General features: G+C 71.6%; 17 protein-coding genes. 10 read left to right on the forward strand and 7 right to left on the reverse strand.

Features of this window, described 5'->3' with window-relative positions; all coding sequences use genetic code 11:
- Positions 1–90 precede the first annotated feature (90 nt).
- Genes AB0G35_RS13270 through AB0G35_RS13280 form a run of 3 tightly spaced genes read right to left on the reverse strand, consistent with a single transcriptional unit; the run spans position 91 to position 2,483 of the window.
- On the reverse strand, positions 91–1,356 hold the full coding sequence (locus tag AB0G35_RS13270) for a betaine/proline/choline family ABC transporter ATP-binding protein (RefSeq protein ID WP_360947916.1): 1,266 nt from the start codon (positions 1,354–1,356) through the stop codon (positions 91–93).
- Entirely contained in the window at positions 1,349–1,996 is a 648-nt protein-coding gene (locus tag AB0G35_RS13275) for an ABC transporter permease (protein ID WP_360947918.1), read from the reverse strand. The genes AB0G35_RS13270 and AB0G35_RS13275 overlap by 8 nt, the downstream gene beginning before the upstream one ends.
- 19 nt (positions 1,997–2,015) lie before the next feature.
- The gene (locus AB0G35_RS13280; protein ID WP_360947920.1) at positions 2,016–2,483 is read right to left on the reverse strand and encodes an Lrp/AsnC family transcriptional regulator; all 468 of its coding nucleotides are present in this window, start codon (positions 2,481–2,483) and stop codon (positions 2,016–2,018) included.
- Between the two features lie 129 nt (positions 2,484–2,612).
- On the opposite strand from AB0G35_RS13280, the gene hppD reads away from it, so the two are divergent.
- From hppD to AB0G35_RS13300, 4 genes are all read left to right on the forward strand, one after another.
- Positions 2,613–3,770 (forward strand): 4-hydroxyphenylpyruvate dioxygenase, encoded by a 1,158-nt coding sequence (hppD, locus tag AB0G35_RS13285; protein WP_360947922.1) that lies wholly within the window; start codon positions 2,613–2,615, stop codon positions 3,768–3,770.
- Between the two features lie 130 nt (positions 3,771–3,900).
- Complete coding sequence (locus AB0G35_RS13290) at positions 3,901–5,265, forward strand: FAD-linked oxidase C-terminal domain-containing protein (RefSeq protein WP_360947924.1); 1,365 nt, start codon at positions 3,901–3,903, stop codon at positions 5,263–5,265.
- A gap of 63 nt (positions 5,266–5,328) precedes the next feature.
- Positions 5,329–5,619 (forward strand): ribosomal protein L7/L12, encoded by a 291-nt coding sequence (locus AB0G35_RS13295; protein ID WP_360947926.1) that lies wholly within the window; start codon positions 5,329–5,331, stop codon positions 5,617–5,619.
- A 255-nt stretch (positions 5,620–5,874) separates the two neighbouring features.
- Positions 5,875–7,320: an NAD(P)/FAD-dependent oxidoreductase gene (locus AB0G35_RS13300; protein WP_360947928.1), complete on the forward strand. Its 1,446-nt coding sequence runs from the start codon at positions 5,875–5,877 to the stop codon at positions 7,318–7,320.
- A gap of 10 nt (positions 7,321–7,330) precedes the next feature.
- On the opposite strand, the gene AB0G35_RS13305 is transcribed toward AB0G35_RS13300, so the two are convergent.
- The gene (locus AB0G35_RS13305) at positions 7,331–7,816 is read right to left on the reverse strand and encodes an SsgA family sporulation/cell division regulator (protein ID WP_360947930.1); all 486 of its coding nucleotides are present in this window, start codon (positions 7,814–7,816) and stop codon (positions 7,331–7,333) included.
- A 240-nt stretch (positions 7,817–8,056) separates the two neighbouring features.
- Here AB0G35_RS13305 and AB0G35_RS13310 point away from each other — a divergent pair, with 240 nt between their 5' ends.
- Together AB0G35_RS13310 and AB0G35_RS13315 are read left to right on the forward strand one after the other, a co-directional pair.
- Positions 8,057–9,646, forward strand: a complete 1,590-nt coding sequence (locus AB0G35_RS13310) for an RDD family protein (RefSeq protein WP_360947932.1) — start codon at positions 8,057–8,059, stop codon at positions 9,644–9,646.
- Positions 9,647–9,864: 218 nt separating this feature from the next.
- Entirely contained in the window at positions 9,865–10,575 is a 711-nt protein-coding gene (locus AB0G35_RS13315; protein ID WP_360947934.1) for an RDD family protein, read from the forward strand.
- 197 nt (positions 10,576–10,772) lie between these two features.
- Here the strand turns inward: AB0G35_RS13315 and AB0G35_RS13320 are convergent, their stop codons facing one another.
- Complete coding sequence (locus AB0G35_RS13320; RefSeq protein WP_360947936.1) at positions 10,773–11,102, reverse strand: hypothetical protein; 330 nt, start codon at positions 11,100–11,102, stop codon at positions 10,773–10,775.
- A 441-nt stretch (positions 11,103–11,543) separates the two neighbouring features.
- Between AB0G35_RS13320 and AB0G35_RS13325 the strand changes: the two genes are divergently transcribed.
- Together AB0G35_RS13325 and AB0G35_RS13330 are read left to right on the forward strand one after the other, a co-directional pair.
- Positions 11,544–13,934, forward strand: coding sequence for an immune inhibitor A domain-containing protein (locus tag AB0G35_RS13325; RefSeq protein ID WP_360947938.1), 2,391 nt, complete (start codon positions 11,544–11,546; stop codon positions 13,932–13,934).
- 123 nt (positions 13,935–14,057) lie between these two features.
- Positions 14,058–14,474 carry a hypothetical protein gene (locus AB0G35_RS13330; protein WP_360947940.1) on the forward strand — a complete coding sequence of 139 codons (417 nt, stop codon included), beginning with the start codon at positions 14,058–14,060 and terminating at the stop codon, positions 14,472–14,474.
- 250 nt (positions 14,475–14,724) lie between these two features.
- Here AB0G35_RS13330 and AB0G35_RS13335 read toward each other — a convergent pair whose 3' ends face one another.
- Together AB0G35_RS13335 and AB0G35_RS13340 are read right to left on the reverse strand one after the other, a co-directional pair.
- Positions 14,725–15,321: an isochorismatase family protein gene (locus tag AB0G35_RS13335; protein WP_360947942.1), complete on the reverse strand. Its 597-nt coding sequence runs from the start codon at positions 15,319–15,321 to the stop codon at positions 14,725–14,727.
- A gap of 672 nt (positions 15,322–15,993) precedes the next feature.
- The gene (locus AB0G35_RS13340) at positions 15,994–17,322 is read right to left on the reverse strand and encodes a nicotinate phosphoribosyltransferase (RefSeq protein WP_360947944.1); all 1,329 of its coding nucleotides are present in this window, start codon (positions 17,320–17,322) and stop codon (positions 15,994–15,996) included.
- 451 nt (positions 17,323–17,773) lie between these two features.
- Between AB0G35_RS13340 and clpS the strand changes: the two genes are divergently transcribed.
- Positions 17,774–18,070 (forward strand): ATP-dependent Clp protease adapter ClpS, encoded by a 297-nt coding sequence (gene clpS / locus AB0G35_RS13345; RefSeq protein ID WP_030414513.1) that lies wholly within the window; start codon positions 17,774–17,776, stop codon positions 18,068–18,070.
- Positions 18,067–18,663, forward strand: a complete 597-nt coding sequence (locus AB0G35_RS13350; protein WP_360947946.1) for a DUF2017 domain-containing protein — start codon at positions 18,067–18,069, stop codon at positions 18,661–18,663. Before clpS ends, AB0G35_RS13350 begins: the two co-directional genes overlap by 4 nt.
- Positions 18,664–18,846: the final 183 nt, after the last annotated feature.

Here is an 18,846-nt window from a genome sequence, read left to right on the forward strand (position 1 = left end):
CTGCTACGACCCCGCCATCCACCAAGCCAACGACAAGATCAACATGGCCGCCGACACGCCCTTGGCGGCATAGGGGTTGACTCAGGAAACTCATGCCCTGCTCCCCCCGCCCTCGTCCAGCCCCTCCTGTTCCCGCTGGGTGAGGCGGGTGCGCTGCTCCTGGAGCTCGTGCTGGTGCTCGACGGCCTCCAGGCGGTCGGCCTCCAGCAGTTCGTGGACGTTGTTCATCAGCGTCTCCATGTCGACCACGCCGATGTACTCGCCGCGCCGCCCGGTGACCGCGACCCGGCCCGCGTTGTCGGTGAGCACCGCCTCCAGGGCGTCCCGCAGCGTCGCGTCCCGGGTGACGGTGTCGGTGACCAGGGTGCCGGCCCGCGCCAGGGTCTCCGTGGCGCGGGCGAGGTCGCTGCGGCGCAGCCATTTGTACGGGCGGCGGTTGCGGTCCAGCAGCAGCAGTTCGTGCTGCGTCCCGGACCGCAGCCGGTCGAAGATCGACTCCAGCGGGTCGTCGATCCCGGCGGTGGGGAAGTCCACCACGCCCACGTCCCGTACGCGGGTGAGGTTCAGGCGTTTCAACGCGGCCCCGGCGCCCACGAAGCCGGACACGAAGTCGTCCGCCGGGTTGGTGAGGATCGCCTCGGGGGTGTCGAACTGCGCGATGTGCGAGCGCTCCCGAAGGACCGCGATGCGGTCGCCGAGCTTGATGGCCTCGTCGAAGTCGTGGGTGACGAAGCAGATGGTCTTGTGCAGCTCGTGCTGGAGCCGGATCAGCTCGTCCTGGAGGTGGTCGCGGGTGATCGGGTCGACCGCGCCGAACGGCTCGTCCATCAGCAGCACCGGCGGGTCGGCGGCCAGCGCCCGGGCCACCCCGACCCGCTGCTGCTGCCCGCCGGAGAGCTGGCGCGGATAGCGGTCGTGGAATTCGCCGGGGTCCAGCCCGACCAGGTCGAGCATCTCCTCGACCCGGCTCTTGGTCCGGCTCTTCGACCAGCCGATCATCTTCGGGACCAGCGCGATGTTCTGGGCGACGGTCATGTGCGGGAACAGGCCGGACGCCTGGATGGCGTAGCCGACCGTGCGGCGCAGCTTGACCGGGTCGATGTCGGTGACGTCCTCGTCGCCGATCCGGATCCGGCCCGAGGTCGGCTCGATCAGCCGGTTGATCATCTTCAGGGTGGTGGACTTGCCGCAGCCGGACGGCCCCACGAAGATCACCGTCTCGCCGGCCTTGATCTCCATGGAGACGTCCTCGACCGCCGGGGCGGGGTTGCCCGGGTAGGTCTTGGTGAGGTTCTCCAGCCGGATGTTCGCGCCGGAGGCGGCGGGCGCCGCCGGCTGGTCGGTCGTCTCAGGCACGGATCCCCCTGGAGATGGTCAGGCGTCCGATCAGGACGTACGCGGCGTCGAAGAGGAGCGCGAGCACGGCGATGCCGACCGTGCCGGCCAGTACCTGGTTGAGCGAGTTGGCGCTGCCCAGCGACGCGATCCCGCGGAAGATCTCGTTGCCCAGGCCCGGCCCGGAGGCGAACGCGGCGATCGCGGCGATGCCCATCAGCATCTGCGTGGCGACCCGGATGCCGGTGAGGATCGGCGGCCAGGCCAGCGGGAGTTCGACCCGGAACAGCCGGGCGGCCCGCGACATTCCGATGCCCTTGGCCGCGTCCACCAGCGCCGGATCCACCCCGCGCAGCCCCACGATGGCGTTGCGGACCACCGGCAGCAGCCCGTACAGGGTCAGGGCGATCACCGTCGGGGCGACGCCCAGGCCGACGATCGGGATCAGCAGACCGATCAGGGCCAGCGAGGGGATGGTCAGGACCGTGGCGGTGGTGGTCGTGGCGAGCGAGCCCGCCCAGTCGCTGCGGTAGGTCACCACGCCGAGGAACACCCCCAGCAGGGTGGCGATCACCATGCACTGGAACACCGCGCTGGCGTGCTGATACGCATCCGTCAGCAGCTGGGCGTGCCGGGTGCTGACGTACTCCCAGAAGCTCACCGTCGCTCTCCTCGCTCGGTCAGTCTCCCGATGCCTGCTTTACCAGCGGGATGATCCGCAACGGAACCGGATTTTCCATCACGATCGCCGTAGAGGCCCGCACAATGCCATCAAAGCCCACAACCAGATCGATCACCCGCTGCAGATCGGCGTTGGAGCGGGCGACGAGCCTGCAGAGCATGTCCCCGTGTCCCGTCGTTGTATGCAGCTCCAGCACCTCGGGAACGGTGGTCAAGTGGGCCCGCACGTCATTTCCTTGGCCCTGTTTGATCTCCAGGGTGGCGAACGCGGTGACCGGATAACCGAGGGCCGCCGGGTCCACCTCCGGTCCGAAGCCGCGGATCACTCCATTCGACTGAAGCCGGTCGAGCCGGGCCTGCACCGTCCCGCGCGCCACCCCCAGCCGCCGGGACGCCTCCAGCACCCCGATCCGCGGCTCCACGGCGAGCAGCTCCAGCAGCGCCCCGTCAAGATGATCGATCGCCAATGTTCGCTCCCTCGGTTTCGATGGTCATCATGTACAGATAGCCCGGCGTGTTCGCGCGATTGCTATACATAGTGCCCAGCGGTTCCACAAACTATTGCGCATCTTGTGGATCGGAGGGACTCTGCGGCCATGGCAGACACCACGATGCACACCCAGCCCACCACCCCCCGCTCGGCCCGGCAGGCGGACCCCTTCCCGGTCAAGGGGATGGACGCGGTCGTCTTCGCCGTAGGGAACGCCAAGCAGGCCGCGCACTACTACTCCACCGCCTTCGGCATGAAGCGGGTCGCCTACTCCGGACCGGAGAACGGCAGCCGCGAGACCGCGAGTTACGTGCTCGAATCCGGCGGCGCCCGGTTCGTGTTCACCTCCGTCGTCAAGCCCGTCACGGAGCGGGGCCGCTTCCTCGCCGGCCACGTCGCCGCCCACGGCGACGGCGTCGTCGACCTCGCCATCGAGGTGCCCGACGCCCGGGCCGCCTACGAGTACGCCGTCGCGCACGGCGCCAAGGGCCTCGAAGAGCCCTACGAGCTCAAGGACGAGCACGGCATCGTCGTCCTCGCGGCCATCGCCACCTACGGCGAGACCCGGCACACCCTCGTCGAGCGCACCGGCTACGACGGCCCCTACCTGCCCGGCTACGTCGCCGCCGACCCGGTCGTCGAGCCCCCGCAGAAACGGTTCTTCCAGGCGGTCGACCACTGCGTCGGCAACGTCGAACTCGGCCGGATGAACGAGTGGGTCGCCTTCTACAACAAGGTCATGGGCTTCACCAACATGAAGGAGTTCGTCGGCGACGACATCGCCACCGAATACTCCGCCCTGATGTCCAAGGTCGTCGCCGACGGCACCAAGAAGGTCAAGTTCCCGATCAACGAACCGGCCATCGCCAAGAAGAAGTCCCAGATCGACGAATACCTGGAGTTCTACGGCGGCCCCGGCGTCCAGCACATCGCGCTGGCCACCAACGACATCGTCAGCACCGTCCGGCAGATGCGCGCCGCCGGCGTCGAATTCCTCGACGTGCCCGACTCCTACTACGACACCCTCGGCGAATGGGTCGGCGACACCCGCGTCCCCATCGAGGAACTGCGCGAACTGAAGATCCTCGCCGACCGCGACGAGGACGGCTACCTGCTGCAGATCTTCACCAAGCCCGTCCAGGACCGCCCGACCGTCTTCTTCGAGATGATCGAACGGCACGGCTCCCTCGGCTTCGGCAAGGGCAACTTCAAGGCCCTCTTCGAGGCCATCGAGCGCGAACAGGCCAAGCGCGGCAACCTCTGACGCCCGCCCGTCCGCCCGTCCGCCCGCCCGTCCGTCGCCGGAAGAACGGCGCGGCGCGCCGGCCCCTGGCCGGGCCCCGTGGGCCGTACACGATCTTCCGTGTAGGGCCCACGGATGCGAGGCTTACCGCATGGACCTCATCGGACACCTGCGCGCCGGGCTCCCCGCCGAAGCCCTCCTCACCGACCCCGAGGTGACCGGCTCCTACGCCCGCGACATGGCCAACTTCTGCGCGGCGGGCAAGCCCGCCGTCGTCGTCCTGCCGCGCACCGTCGAGCAGGTCCAGCACGTCATGCGGACGGCCACCGCCCTCGGCGTGCCCGTCGTCCCCCAGGGCGCCCGCACCGGCGTGTCCGGCGCCGCCAACGCCACCGACGGCTGCATCGTGCTGTCCCTGGTGAAGATGGACCGCATCCTGGAGATCAACCCCGCCGACCGGCTCGCCGTCGTCGAACCCGGGGTCATCAACGCCGTCCTCTCCCGCGCCGTGAACGAACACGGCCTCTGCTACCCGCCGGACCCCTCCAGTTGGGAGATGTGCACGATCGGCGGCAACATCGGCACCGCCGCCGGCGGCCTGTGCTGCGTCAAGTACGGCGTCACCGCCGAGTACGTCCTCGGCCTCGACGTCGTCCTCGCCGACGGCCGCCTGCTGACCACCGGCCGCCGCACCGCCAAGGGCGTGGCCGGCTACGACCTCACCCGGCTCTTCGTCGGCTCCGAGGGCAGCCTCGGCGTCGTCGTCCGCGCCACCCTCGCCCTCAAGCCCGACCCGCCCCAACAGCTCGCCATGGTCGCCGAGTTCGCGTCCGTGGCGGCCGCCGGACGGGCCGTCTGCGAGATCATGGCCCGCGGCCACGCCCCCTCCCTGCTGGAACTGATGGACCGCACCAGCATCCGCGCCGTCAACGACATGGCGCAGATGGGCCTGCCCGAATCCACCGAGGTGCTGCTGCTGGCCGCCTTCGACACCCCCGACCCGTCCGCCGACCTCGCCGCCGTCGGCGCGCTGTGCGAGGAGGCCGGCGCCACCCAGGTCGTCCCCGCCGAGGGCGCCGCCGAGTCCGACCTGCTGCTGCAGGCCCGCCGGCTCGCCTTCACCGCCCTGGAACGCCTCAAGCCCGCCATGCTCATCGACGACGTGTGCGTCCCCCGCTCCCAGCTCGCCGCCATGCTGCAGGGCACCACCGCCATCGCCGACGCCTACGGCCTCACCATCGGCGTCTGCGCCCACGCCGGCGACGGCAACACCCACCCCCTGGTCTGCTTCGACCCGGCCGACCCCGACGAGGAGCGGCGCGCCCACGCGTCCTTCGACGAGATCATGGCGCTCGGCCTGCGCCTGGGCGGCACCATCACCGGCGAACACGGCGTCGGCCTGCTGAAGAAGGACTGGCTCGCCCGCGAACTCGGCCCCGTCGGAATGGAGTTGCACCGCAGCATCAAGCAGGTCTTCGACCCCCAGGGCATTCTCAACCCCGGCAAACTGTTCTGACCGGCAAGGGGGTTGCACCCCTGTCGTGCCCATGCCGCCCGCCCCGGCCGTAGAGTTCCCGCCATGGAAAACCTGCTTCCCGGCATAGCCCTCGTCGTCCTCGCCCTCGCCGTGGTGTCCTCCTCCACCGACCGCCGCTCCAAAACACTGGAGCGGCGCCTCACCCGCCTGGAACACAAGGTGGACCTGCTCCTCGCCCACGCCGGCATCGAGGAGCCGCAGGACCCCCGCCTGGCCGAGATCGACGAACTGCTGGCGCAGGGCAAGAAGATCCAGGCGATCAAGCTCCACCGCGAGGTGACCGGCGCCGGACTCGCCGAGGCCAAGGAAGCGGTCGAACGCCGGATCCGGTGACGCCCGACGGGCGGATCCGGTGACGCCCGACGGGCGGACGCGGAGACGGCCCGCCGTACGGAGGCGGCCCGCCCGCGGGCGTACCGCGCACGTCCCGACGGGCCCACCCGGCACGGCAGACGCACGCGCGCCCGTCCCGCGGGCGGATGCGGGGACGGCCCCGTGGGCAGAGGATGGCCAGAAGGGGCCCGGGCCCCGCGGCCCGTCCCGCGGCCCGTACCGGGCCGCCCCGCCCACCACAGGGAGCGAGAGCCGATGGCAGCGACCCCAGCGACCCCGGCCGCCGACGAGGCCTACGACGTCATCGTGCTCGGCGCCGGACCCACCGGCGAGAACCTCGCCGACCGCGCCCACGCAGCCGGTCTGAGCGCCGTCATCGTCGAGAGCGAACTGGTCGGCGGCGAATGCTCCTACTGGGCCTGCATGCCCAGCAAGGCCCTGCTCCGCCCGGTCACCGCACGCTCCGAGGCCCGCCGCGTCCCCGGCCTCCAGGACGCCGTCGGCGGCCCCCTGGACACCCCCGCCGTCCTCACCCGCCGCGACGCCGTCGCCGCCCACTGGAAGGACGACGGACAGGTCCGCTGGCTCGACTCGGCCGGCATCGACCTCGTCCGCGGTCACGGCCGGCTCGCCGGCCCCCGCCGCGTCGTCGTCGACCGCGAGCGCACCCTGACCGCCCGGCACGCCGTCGCGGTCTGCACCGGCAGCCGCCCGGTCCTCCCGCCCGTCCCCGGCCTCGCTGAGGCCCGCCCCTGGACCAGCCGCGACGCCACCAGCTCCAAAGCCGTACCCGGCCACCTCGTCGTGGTCGGCGGCGGCGTCGTCGGCGTCGAGATGGCCACCGCCTGGCGCGCCCTGGGCGCCTCCGTCACGCTCCTGGTCCGCGGCGACGGACTGCTGCCCCGCATGGAACCCTTCGCCGGCCACCTCGTCGCCGCCTCACTCACCGAGGCCGGCGTCGACCTGCGCACCGGCGTCGAGGTCCGCGAGGTCCGCCGGGAGACCCCCGGCGGCCCGGTCACCGTCGCCCTCGACACCGAGGACGAGATCGTCGCCGACGAACTGCTCGTCGCCACCGGCCGCGCCCCGCGCACCGACGACATCGGCCTGGAAACCGTCGGCCTGGACCCCGGCTCCTGGTTCGACGTCGACGACAGCTGCCGGGTGAGCGGCGTGACCGGCGGCTGGCTCTACGGCGTCGGCGACGTCAACCGCCGCGCCCTCCTGACCCACCAGGGCAAATACCAGGCCAGGATCGCCGGCGCCGCCATCACCGCCCGCGCCCGCGGCGTCCCCATCCTGGAATCCGACCCCTGGGGCGCCCACGCCGCCACCGCGGACACCCGCGCCGTCCCCCAGGTCGTCTTCAGCGACCCCGAAGCCGCCTCGGTCGGCCTGACCGCCGCCGCGGCCGAACGCGCCGGACACCGCTTCCGCGTGGTCGACCAGGACCTGGGCGCGGTCGCCGGGGCCTTCCTGTACGCCGACGGCTACCGCGGCCGCGCCCGCATGGTCGTCGACCTGGACCGCGAGGTGCTGCTCGGCGCCACCTTCGTCGGCCCGGGCGTCGGCGAACTGCTGCACTCGGCAACCGTCGCGGTGGCCGGCGAGGTCCCCATCGAGCGGCTGTGGCACGCGGTGCCCGCCTACCCGACCATCAGCGAGGTGTGGCTGCGGCTGCTGGAGACCTACCGCGGCTGACCGGCCGGCCCTACGCCCCCGGCCCCTGCGACTCGTCCGGCGACCAGCCGGACGACTCGCCGCCCGGCCGCAGCTCGTCCCGGGACGCCATCGCGAACAGCTCGCTCAGCCCCTTGTCCAGGCCCAGAAGCCCCTGCTCCGCCCCCGGCGGCACCACCCGAAGGGTGCGCTCCAGCCACGCCGACACCGCCGTCGCCGGCGCCTCCAGCAGCGCCTCCCCGTCCGGCGAGTCCAACGCCATGCACACCAGGCTCCGGCCGTCCACCTTCACCGGCCACACCCGCACATCGCCCTCGCCGCACGGCCGGAACACGCCCTCCACGAGCAACTCCCGGGCGAACGTCCAGGTCACCGGCGCGTCCGAACCGACATGGAAGGTGACATGGACGGCGTAGGGGTCATCCGTCCGGTACGTCAGCCGCGCCGGCACCGGAACGCTGCGCTCCGGGGACAGCACCAGGCCCAGTTCCAGTTCTCGTTCCACCACGGTGTGCATGAGGTCCGCCTCTCCAATCCCGTTTCCGCGGACGCCCTGGGAACGGGCCCGCACCAGGAGAGAGGCACCAGGTGCCGGACTCTTACACGACTTCGTACAACTTTTTTCCCGGGCCTCTTCCAGGTGGTCGTGGGCGGGCACGGCCACCGCGTGACCCGGGGTCTGATAGATGTGGACGCCGCGTTGCGGCAGACTGCACCCCACACCCACCAGGCCGAGAACAGATACGGGACTTCGGACATGAGCGCCCCTACCTCAGGATCCGCCGGCGGTAGCCCCACGCCAGGCTTCTACCCGGACCCGTCCATCCCCGGCTACATCCGGTACTGGAACGGTGCCGCATGGGTTCCGGGCACCAGCCGCCCCGCCCCCGCCGAGGGCGAGGCGATGCCCGCGGCGCCGCCCGGCACGGCACCGACGCCCGCCGTCGAGGAGACCGGCCCGGTCTTCCTCGACGAGGAGGAACCGGCCGGCGACGCCGGGCTCCCCGCGGTACGCCGCAGCGGCGAGGTCGAGCCCCGGCCCGCCGCCGCGAGCTGGGACGACCCGGCCCGGCTGCACGGCACCGGCCCGGAACCGGCCACCGCCTGGCAGGCCGACGCCTCCCGGCAGAGCGGTTTCGGCAACGAGGCCGACCGCATCTCCTGGGGCGCCCAGGACCAGAGCCCGCCCGGCACGCCGTCCGGCGCCGCCTCCTGGGGCTCGGTGCCCCCGCAGCGCGACGAACAGCCCGCCGCCGACCCCGCGTCCGGCGACGTGCCCGGCACGTCCTCCACCGCGACGCCCGCGCCCGGCGCCCCCCGCACCCCCTCCGACGGGACGGTCGCCATCCGCGCCGTCAACCCGGCCGCCCGCCGCGGGAACTCCGGCGACCAGGGCACCACGGCGATCCGCGCGGTCCGCCCCGGCGCCGCCAAGCCCGCCAAGCCCGCCAAGCCCGCCAAGGGCAACGAGACCATGGCGATCCGCGTCGCGGGAGGCGGCCGCACCACCTCCCGGACGCCCGACGGCGCCCCGCAGTCGCTGCCGTCCGTCGGCGGCCAGGCCCAGGGCCGCCCCGCGCAGCAGAGCCCCGCGCAGCAGAGCCCCGCCCAGCAGAGCCTCGCGCAGCAGAACCCGCCCCAGAGCCCCGTACCCCAGAACCCGGCCCCGCAGCAGGCGCAGCCCGCCCCCGGCGGGCAGCCGTCCGCGCCCCCGGCCGGATTCCCGGCGCAGAACGCCGCCGCGCCCGCCCCGTCCGCGCCCCCGGCCTCCGGGCCCGCCCAGGGCGCCGGCGCCGACGGCGTCATCCCCTGGAAGCCGCCGAACGCCGCGGACGCCTTCTTCGCGGCCGCCCAGGCCGCGCAGGGCCACCCGGCCGGACTCGGCCGCCGGCTGGCCGCCCGGCTGATCGACACCGTGGTGCTGGGCGCGATCACCGCCGCCGCCGCGATCCCCATGTGGGGGACGGTCACCGACCACATCGACGCCAAGGTCGAGGCGGCCAGGCAGTCCGGCCGTCAGGTGACGGTCTATCTGATCGACGGCACCACCGCGCCGGTCTTCGCCACGATCCTCGCCGTGCTGCTCATCGGCGGTGCGCTCTACGAGGCGCTGCCGGTCCTCAAGTGGGGCCGCACGCTGGGCAAGAAGCTGTGCGGCGTACGGGTGCTGGACATCGAGAGCCACGACACCCCGATGCTCGCCGGCGCGCTCAAGCGCTGGTTCTGCTACAGCGTGCTCGGCGTCCTCGCGGTCGGCCTGGTGAACGTCGCCTGGTGCCTGTTCGACCGGCCGTGGCGGCAGTGCTGGCACGACAAGCTGGCCCGGACGTTCGTCGCCGCCGACTGATCCGCCCGCCTCTCGGCATCCGCCCGCCCGTCGGTTCCGGCTGATCCGCCCGCCCGTCGGCCGGCTGATCCGCCCGCCCGTCGGCCGGCTGATCCGCCCGCCCGTCGGCCGGCTGATCCGCCCGCCCCTTGGCTCCGGCTGATCCGCCCGACCGGAATCCGTCCCCCGAACGGACTTCGCCGGATGCGGCCGGCCGCGCCAAGGGGTCGACTCGGGCCATGAGCACCGACCAGCCCGGCAACGGCTCCCCCCGTAACCACACACCGCAGGGCGGCGGCACGGGCGGCGGCGAAGGCGGCGCACCGCCCCCGGGCGGGACCCCGCCGCCCGGGGGCACACCTCCGGGTGGGCCCCCGCCGCCCGGTGGGACCCCGCCACCCGGTGGTGCGCCGCCCTACGGCGGCCCCCCGTACGGCGGCGGCCCCTACGGTGACCCCTACGGCAGCGGCTACGGCGCCGACCCGCTGGCCGGGATGCCGCCGCTGGCCAACCGCGGCCGCCGGCTCGTCGCGCGCATCATCGACGCCATCCTCATCGGCGTCCCGGTGTCCATCATCATGTACGTGATCGTCGGCGGGGTGGACTACTTCAGCACCAGCAGCACCCAGGCCGGCAGACAGTCCACGGTGTCCGGCGTCACGATGCTCGCGTACCTGATCTACGAAGGGCTGATGCTCGCCAACAGGGGCCAGACCGTCGGCAAGATGGCGATGAAGATCCGCGTGGCGATGCTCGCGAACGGCTCGATCCCGACCGGCCAGGCCGCCTGGATCCGGGCCGCGGTCTACACCCTGCCGGAGATCGTGCCGTGCTGCGGCTTCATCTTCTGGCTGATCAACGTCCTGTGGTGCACATGGGACAAGCCGTACCAGCAGTGCCTGCACGACAAGGCGGCGAAAACGGTGGTGGTCTCCACGGAACCGCAGTAGCCGGACCTCGGAGATCCGCCACGGCCTCGGCCCCGGCCCCGGCCACGGAGCACCCGGCCACGAAGCCCGGAGCCCGAAGAACCGGAGCCCGATCCCGGACTCAGCGCTCAGCGCTCGGCGCGCGTACGCGCGGACTTCGGCCTTCGGGGGAGGGGGCGTGTGTCCGGGGGTGGGGGGACGCTGCGGCGGCTCGGGGCTCAGCGCGAGTGCTCGCCGGCCCGGGCCTCCGCCGCACCGGCCGTCTCGCTCACCCGGTGCCGCGCCACCCGGTCGTACGGCGACGGCACGGCCCGGAGCGGGGCGGGCGCATCGGGCGACTTGGCCCGCACGACGTGCCGGCGGACGACCCGGGACACCCCGGGCATCGGCGCGGTCATCGCGACCAGCAGCCCGAGCCCGAGTCCGGCGATGGCGATGACCGCGACCCCGATCCCGGTCTGCGTCTGCGAGAGCAGCAGCATCGCGAGGGTGGAGAGAAAGACGGTGGCCGAACCGTAGGCGAGCTGGGTGGCGGTCGGACGAGGCATGGCGAAATCCGTCCTCGGAGGGTCGGCAGGGAGGGTCGGTCAAGGGCGCGCCATCACACGAGCCTACGGTCCTTACTGCCCGAGCGGAACGGCAAGTAAGCGTGACCTAACCCACCGGGCGGGGCACAGGGGGCGCACACGGCACGCGCGTGAACGTATGTGCGGGAGCGTCCTGGCTGTTGACATAGGGGGCGCATGCCCGGCGGGCATATACGCCCGGCCCCTGCGCAAGCTATCCGGATCCGATCCTTCCGCCCCCGGCCTCAACTCGGTGTCGCCGCAGGGGAGTTCGCCGTTTCGACCGCTGTCCGATACCCGTAATTGGCGGACCGGTTAACGTACTTCCCTGATGTGGCCAAGTCAAGACCTGTCTTTTCCTCCGTAGTTCGGGTCGAATGCCCCTCGAACAGTGACCGTGTTCGAAGGGGAGGACCGCTCGAAGTGAGAGAGCAGAGAAGACCGTTCAGACCGGCCGCCCTGGCCACGGCGATCGCCGTGATAGGGGCGGCCGCTTTGTCTTCGGGGGTGGCGGCGGCCGACGCGCAGGGCCCGTCGCCGGTGGCCCGGCACCAGGACCCGGCGCCCGAGCACAGCGTGGACCACGACCTCAAGGGCCCCTACAGCGACCGGCAGGAGGCCGCCCGCAAGGAGGCGGTCCAGCAGGTCATCTCCGGTGAGGCCAAGGCCACCGACCGGGACGGCTCGAAGGTCGTCAAGCTCGGCCGCAGCAAGTACGTCGAGCTGGCACGGCAGAAGACCGACAAGATCTTCACCGTGCTCGTGGACTTCGGCGACAAGGTCGACAACACCACGATGTTCGACCCGGACGGCGACGGCCCCAAGCCGCCGATCAAGAAGTACGGCGGCGAAGCCGGCCCCGCGCACAACCAGATAGCCCAGCCGGACCGTGCCAAGGACAACAGCACGGCCTGGCAGAAGGACTACAACCAGCGGCACTACCAGGACCTGTACTTCTCGCACGACAAGAAGAAGCAGTCGCTCGCCAAGTACTACGAGAAGCAGTCCTCGGGCCGCTACTCCGTCGACGGCGAGGTCTCCGACTGGGTCAAGGTCGACTGGAACGAGGCCCGCTACGGCTCCAACTACTGCGGCCAGACCAACTGCGCCAACGCCTGGGACCTGATCCGCGACGGCGTCAACCAGTGGGCCAAGGACCAGAAGGCCAAGGGCCGCACCGACGCCCAGATCAAGGCCGACCTCGCCAAGTACGACCAGTGGGACCGCTACGACCACGACGGCGACGGCAACTTCAACGAGCCCGACGGCTACATCGACCACTTCCAGATCGTGCACGCTGGTGAGGACGAGTCCGCGGGCGGCGGCGTCCAGAAGACCAACGCGATCTGGGCGCACCGCTGGTACGCGTACGGCAGCGACGCCGGCAAGACCGGCCCCGCGGCCAACAAGGCGGGCGGCACGCAGATCGGCGACACCGGCATCTGGGTCGGCGACTACACCATGCAGCCGGAGAACGGCGGCCTCGGCGTCTTCGCCCACGAATACGGCCACGACCTGGGCCTGCCGGACGAGTACGACACCACCGGCACCGGCGAGTCCTCCGTCGACTTCTGGTCGCTGATGTCGGGCGGCTCCTGGCTCGGCACCGGCAAGGACGCCATCGGCGACCTGCCCGGCGACATGAGCGCCTGGGACAAGCTGCAGCTGGGCTGGCTCAACTACGCCAAGGCGAAGGCCGCGACGAAGTCCACCCACAAGCTGGGCGTCGCCGAGTACAACACCAAGAACAAGCAGGCGGTCGTCGTCGAACTGCCCGCCAAGGCCGTCAAGACCGAGATCGTCCCGCCCGCGGAAGGCTCCAAGCAGTGGTGGAGCGGCATGGGCGACGACCTGAAGAACACCCTCACCCGCTCCGTGGACCTCACCGGCAAGGCGAAGGCGTCGCTGAACCTCAAGGGCTGGTGGGACATCGAGAAGGACTACGACTTCCTCTACGCCGAGGTCTCCACGGACGGCGGCGCCAACTGGACCGCCCTGGACGGCACCGCGGGCGGCAAGGCCATCCCGCGTGACGGCAGCGACAAGCCCGCCCTGACCGGCACCGTCACCGCCTACCAGGACCTCGTCTACCCGCTGGACGCCTACGCCGGCAAGAAGATCGACCTGCGCTTCCGCTACCAGACCGACGGCGGCGCCGCCCAGAAGGGCTTCGCGGCCGACGGCATCAGCGTGGTCGCCGACGGCACGCCGCTGTTCAGCGACAACGCCGAGGGCGACGACAACGGCTGGAGCAGCAAGGGCTTCTCCCGCATCGGCGCGTCCTTCACCAAGGACTACCCGCAGTACTACATCGCCGAGAACCGCCAGTACGTGTCGTACGACAAGACCCTCAAGGTCGGCCCGTACAACTTCGGCTGGCGGACGGCCAAGCCGACCTGGGTGGAGCACTTCCCGTACCAGAACGGCGTGCTGATCTGGCTGTGGGACACCTCGCAGGCGGACAACAACGTCGGCCAGCACCCGGGCCGCGGCCTGATCCTCCCGGTCGACGCGCACCCGACGGCCGAGCACTGGACGGACGGCACGCTGATGCGCAACCGCTTCCAGTCCTACGACTCGACCTTCACCCGCTTCCGGACCGACGCGCTGACCCTCCACAAGGACGGCGCCGAGGTCAAGATCAGCTCGAAGAAGGGCGTCACGCTCTTCGACGACCGGCACGGCGTCTACTACGACAAGACCAACCCGACCGGCGGTGTGATCGTTCCTGACACCAACACCCGGATCAAGATCACCAAGGAGGCCCGGGACGGCTCCACGGTGACGATCAAGGTCGCCTCTGCTGGTAAGTAAAAGATAAAACCAGCAGGTCAACACGCGATCGGCCGTTGCCCCCTAGCGGGCGGCGGCCGATTCGCGTTTAGATGCGTCCTACAGTTCCTTGTTGACGCCAAGTCTCACGGGGGAGATATGCACATGTCCGGCGGCGGTTTCACCAGGCTTCCCGGCGGAAGCGTGGTGGTCGCCCTGTCCCTGCCCAGACCGGCCCACGGCCCGCGCTCCGGCCCGTACGAGTGCGGCTGCCGGGTCCGGGTCCTGGTGCACGCCGTGAACCGCCAGCGCGCCCTGACCAGGCTGCGCAACCTCGGCCTGCGCGCGGTCTACCTCCGCGGCAACACCGAGCCGCCCACCCCGGACGAGGTCACGGCCGTCCTGCACCACCCCGACGGCCTCGTCTGGCGCGAGACCCCCGACGACGACACCGAGTCCTGGCACCCCATACGCGCCCTCTGGCGTCCCCGCCCCGTCCATCCGACCCGCCCGCCCCACCCGACCCCCGAGCCCGGCCCCCTCACGGCGGACGAGGACGAACGACCGGCTTCGGCGGCTTGAGACAAGACCCAGCCCTGGGATGCACCGGGCCACCTCGCGGACGGCCGGACGCACAGGTCCGGCTTGCGGGGCGGCCCGGGCGGGGAGGGAGCCTGCCGGGGGTGGCCTGGCCGGGCGGCGGGCCTGTCGGGGGCGGCCTGGCGGGGGTGCTGCCCGGCTTGTGGGCCGCTCGACTTGCGGGGCCGCTCGACCTGGGGGCGGCTCGGCTTGCGGGGCCGCGCTCGGCCTGTGGGGTCGCCCGGTCTGGTGATCAGCCGCCCAGAACGACCGGCTTGCCGGTCAGCTCCGCGCCGGCCGCCCGCAGCTCCTCCAGCGCCCGCTCGGTCGTACGGGCGGCCACCCCCGCGGTCAGCTCCAGCAGCACATGCGTACGCAACCCTGCCGCGACCGCGTCCAGGGCGGTACGCCGTACGCAGTGATCGGTCGCGATGCCGACCACGTCCACCTCGGTGACGTCGTGCGCGCGCAGCCAGTCGGCGAGCCCGGTGCCGTTCTCGTCGGCACCCTCGAAACCGCTGTACGCGGCGGAGTACGCGCCCTTGTCGAAGACCGCGTCGATCGCGCCGGAGGCGATGGCCGGGGCGAAGTTCGGGTGGAAGCCGCTGCCCTCCGTGCCGGCCACGCAGTGCGCCGGCCAGGAGTGCTCGTAGTCCGGGTGGTCGGAGAAGTGGCTGCCCGGATCGATGTGGTGGTCGCGGGTGGCCACGACGTGTCGGTAGCAGCTGCCGGCGGTCTCGGCGATCAGATCGGTGATGGCCGCCGCGACATCCGCACCTCCCGCCACCGCGAGGCTGCCGCCCTCGCAGAAGTCGTTCTGCACGTCAACGACGATCAATGCCCGGTGCATGGTGCGTGCCTTCCGGCTGGGAATCGGTAAGAGGGCGCGGAGCGCGGAGCGGTGGTGTGACCGAGGGTAGCCACTGCCGGGCATTTCCGGGAGTGCCCCACCCTTGCCCTCCTCACCCCGCACCCCTCGGCTCTCCTCACCCCGCACCCCTCGACTGGTGACTACACACTGTGATAAATTTCAGGGAACAAATAACGCTCCGTAATCGTTGCCGGAAAAGAAGGAGGCCCGCCCGGCCGAAGCAACAGCAGGCGCCCAGCATGCCAACAGGCCCCCCGCGTACGACGTATGCGACGCAGGACATGCATGCCCACGCACCGCACGGAGACAGAACAGGTCCACGCACCGCACAGAGGCAGGTCCACGCACCGCACAGAGAACAGAGACGAGTACCCGCCCGCACCCACCCGCCCGTCAGCCCCGCCCCCACCGGCCGGCCCCACGACACAGCCCAGCCAGCCCCGCTTCCGCCCAGCCGGCTCGTCCACCGTCCCCACCCCGTCCCACCCCAAGCCCCCCACAGGTGTACTGAGCCTCCGGGGCAGGTGCGCTGAGCCCCCAGGCCAACCAGCCACATCAACAGGTCACACAGGCCAGGCCAATAGGTCGCACAGGCCAGGTCGACAGGTCACACAGGCCAGACCAACAGGTCACACAGGCCAGACCCACAGGTCACACGAACTCCGTCGGCAGCACCGGTTCGCCGCGTGACAGCTGGGTGGCCGACAGGGGCAGGCGGGCGCGGGCGGCGATGTGGCGGTCGCGGGGGGCGTCCAGCGGTTCGCGGGCCACGACCTCGCCCCCGGTCACCAACGGCACCTGCAGCTGGTGGTCCGCAAGTTCCGCCGGAACCGGCCCGGTGCCGACGACCTCGGCCTCCGCCACGCCGTTCTCGTCGAGCCGGCGGGCGGCCCATTTGCGGCCGCCGGCCGAGGACTTGGCGCCCATCGACTTCTTCGCGACCGGCCGCAGCGGGGCGCCCGGCGCGTTGCTGTCGGCACGGGCGACCAGCTTGTAGACCATCGAGCAGGTCGGGTGTCCGCTGCCGGTCACCAGCTGGGTGCCGACCCCGTACGCGTCCACCGGGGCGGCGGCCAGCGAGGCGATGGCGTACTCGTCCAGGTCGCTGGTCACCACGATCTTCGTCTTCCCGGCGCCCAGTTCGTCCAGCTGCTGGCGGACCCGGTGGGCGATGAGCAGCAGGTCGCCGGAGTCGATCCGGACGGCGCCCAGGCCGGGGCCGGCCACCTCGACGGCGGTGCGCACCGCCTCGGCGACGTCGAAGGTGTCCACGAGCAGGGTGGTGCCGCTGCCCAGGGTCTCCACCTGGGCGGTGAAGGCGTCGCGCTCGGTGTCGTGGAGGAGGGTGAAGGCGTGCGCGCTGGTGCCGACGGTGGGGATGTTGTAGCGGAAGCCGGCGGCCAGGTCGGAGGTGACGTGGAAGCCGCCGACGTAGGCGGCGCGGGCCGCGGCGACGGCGGAGAGTTCGTGGGTGCGGCGTGCGCCCATCTCCATCAAGGGGCGGTCGCCGGCTGCCACGGCCATCCGGGAGGCGGCCGCGGCCACCGCGGAGTCGTGGTTGAGGATCGAGAGGATGACCGTCTCCAGGAGGACGGCCTCCGCGAAGGTGCCCTCGACGCGCATGATCGGCGAGCCGGGGAAGTAGACCTCGCCCTCGGGGTAGCCCCAGATGTCGCCGCGGAAGCGGTAGTCGGCGAGCCAGTCCAGGGTCGGCTCGTCGAGGATGCCGCGCTGACGCAGGAAGTCGAGGATCGTGTCGTCGAAGCGGAAGTTCTCCACCGCGTCGAGCACCCGGCCGGTGCCGGCCACCACGCCGTAGCGGCGGCCCTCGGGCAGCCGGCGGGTGAAGACCTCGAAGACGGCGCGCCGGTCCGCAGTGCCGGACCGCAACGCGGCCTGCAGCATGGTGAGTTCGTACTGGTCGGTGAAGAGCGCAGTCGACGGCACGGCCACCGGCAGCCCCAGGTCTGCTGTGTTCATGGAGGAGATGCTACCCCCAATACTCGTCACTTTGACGATAGTGGTCGAGGCCTCAGATCCGGCCCCCGGCGACGGACCTGCTTCGGCTCCCGACGCCCAACCTGCTTCGGCCCTCCCTACCCCTCTCGCCCCTCTCGGCTCACGCCCGGCCCCCGCTCCGGCCCCACCCGTGCCCCACTCGCCCGGCCTTCCTGCCGCGCTCATCTCGCACCCGAGCGGAACTCCGCGCCGGCCACCCAAGCGACCCCGCTCCCGCCTGCGGCACTCCGCCGCCGGCGCCCCCTCCCCCCGCCCCACCCGTAACAACGCCCCCCGCCCCCACAACCCACCCCCGACGCGGCCCAGGTGAGGGGCATTTGTGCATGGCAGGCCGGTGGGTGGCAGCATGGGGCGTGTGAGCGCCCACCCGTCACCCACGATCACGCTCCGGCCGCACCACTGCACGCTCAGTGTGCCGGTCGAGATCGAGCGTCCCGAGTCGAGCGAGGCCCCGTTCGAGGTGCCCGAGCCGGACGTTCCGTGGGTCACGATCGTCCACAACGACCCCGTCAACCTCATGAGCTACGTCTCCTATGTCTTCCAGACGTACTTCGGTTACTCCAAGGACAAGGCGCACCAGTTGATGCTCGACGTCCATCACAAGGGCCGCGCGGTCGTCTCCAGCGGCAGTCGCGAGGAAATGGAACGGGACGTACAGGCCATGCACGGCTACGGCCTGTGGGCGACCCTGCAGCAGGACCGCCGATGACCGGACACTTCGAGCCGCTGCCCGACGGTGGCGCGGCGGTACCGCTCGACGAGGTCGAGATCTCCATCCTGCGCAGCCTCGCCGTCCAGCTGATGGAGCTGATCGGCCCGGGTGAGCAGGCCGCCGGCGACGAGGGCGAGGACCTGCTGGCGTCGGTGTTCAACGACGGCCCCAGCGAGCCGCCGGCCGACCCGGTCCTGGCGCGGCTCTTCCCCGATGCGTACGGCGGCCCGGACCTGGTCCCGGACGACGACGTGCGGGCCGCCGCGGCGGAGTTCCGCCGTTATACGGAGAACGATCTGCGGGCCCGTAAGCGGGCGGACGCGCTCGCGCTGATCCGGGCGCTGGACACCCTCTCGCCGTCCGGCGGGGACACGGCGGTGCTACGGCTGAGCGCCGAGGAGTGCCGGCAGTGGCTGGGTGCCCTCAACGACCTCAGGCTGGCCATCGGCACGCGCCTGGAGGTCACCGACGAGGAGGACGGCGGCGAGCTGCTGCGGCTGCCGGACAGTGATCCGCGCAAGCCGATGGTGATGGCGTACCTGTGGCTGGGCGGGCTGCAGGAAACGCTCGTCGAGTCGTTGACGGCCTGAAATCTACTTGCCTGTGCCATGTATCGCGGTTGCCGATGGCGGTCGGCCGCCCTGTCGGTGGCGCAGAGGGGTGGATTCGGCCGTGGGTTGGTGTCCCGGGGGTAGGTAAAAGGCCGCCCGGAGGGGAGGAGTCGGGCCTATTGCCCGACGTGTCCGGGTGTGGCGGGGGAGGGGCGTTCGCTC

Origin of the sequence: Streptomyces sp. NPDC021749 (assembly GCF_040640655.1) — a bacterium.
Classification (GTDB): domain Bacteria; phylum Actinomycetota; class Actinomycetes; order Streptomycetales; family Streptomycetaceae; genus Streptomyces.

Coding starts and splice junctions, on each gene's coding strand:
- hppD (WP_360947922.1), top strand. CDS start 2,613: ATGGCAGACACCACGATGCACACCCAGCCCACCACCCCCCGCTCGGCC.
- AB0G35_RS13290 (WP_360947924.1), top strand. CDS start 3,901: ATGGACCTCATCGGACACCTGCGCGCCGGGCTCCCCGCCGAAGCCCTC.
- AB0G35_RS13295 (WP_360947926.1), top strand. CDS start 5,329: ATGGAAAACCTGCTTCCCGGCATAGCCCTCGTCGTCCTCGCCCTCGCC.
- AB0G35_RS13300 (WP_360947928.1), top strand. CDS start 5,875: ATGGCAGCGACCCCAGCGACCCCGGCCGCCGACGAGGCCTACGACGTC.
- AB0G35_RS13305 (WP_360947930.1), bottom strand. CDS start 7,816: ATGCACACCGTGGTGGAACGAGAACTGGAACTGGGCCTGGTGCTGTCC.
- AB0G35_RS13310 (WP_360947932.1), top strand. CDS start 8,057: ATGAGCGCCCCTACCTCAGGATCCGCCGGCGGTAGCCCCACGCCAGGC.
- AB0G35_RS13315 (WP_360947934.1), top strand. CDS start 9,865: ATGAGCACCGACCAGCCCGGCAACGGCTCCCCCCGTAACCACACACCG.
- AB0G35_RS13320 (WP_360947936.1), bottom strand. CDS start 11,102: ATGCCTCGTCCGACCGCCACCCAGCTCGCCTACGGTTCGGCCACCGTC.
- AB0G35_RS13330 (WP_360947940.1), top strand. CDS start 14,058: ATGTCCGGCGGCGGTTTCACCAGGCTTCCCGGCGGAAGCGTGGTGGTC.
- AB0G35_RS13335 (WP_360947942.1), bottom strand. CDS start 15,321: ATGCACCGGGCATTGATCGTCGTTGACGTGCAGAACGACTTCTGCGAG.
- AB0G35_RS13340 (WP_360947944.1), bottom strand. CDS start 17,322: ATGAACACAGCAGACCTGGGGCTGCCGGTGGCCGTGCCGTCGACTGCG.
- AB0G35_RS13350 (WP_360947946.1), top strand. CDS start 18,067: ATGACCGGACACTTCGAGCCGCTGCCCGACGGTGGCGCGGCGGTACCG.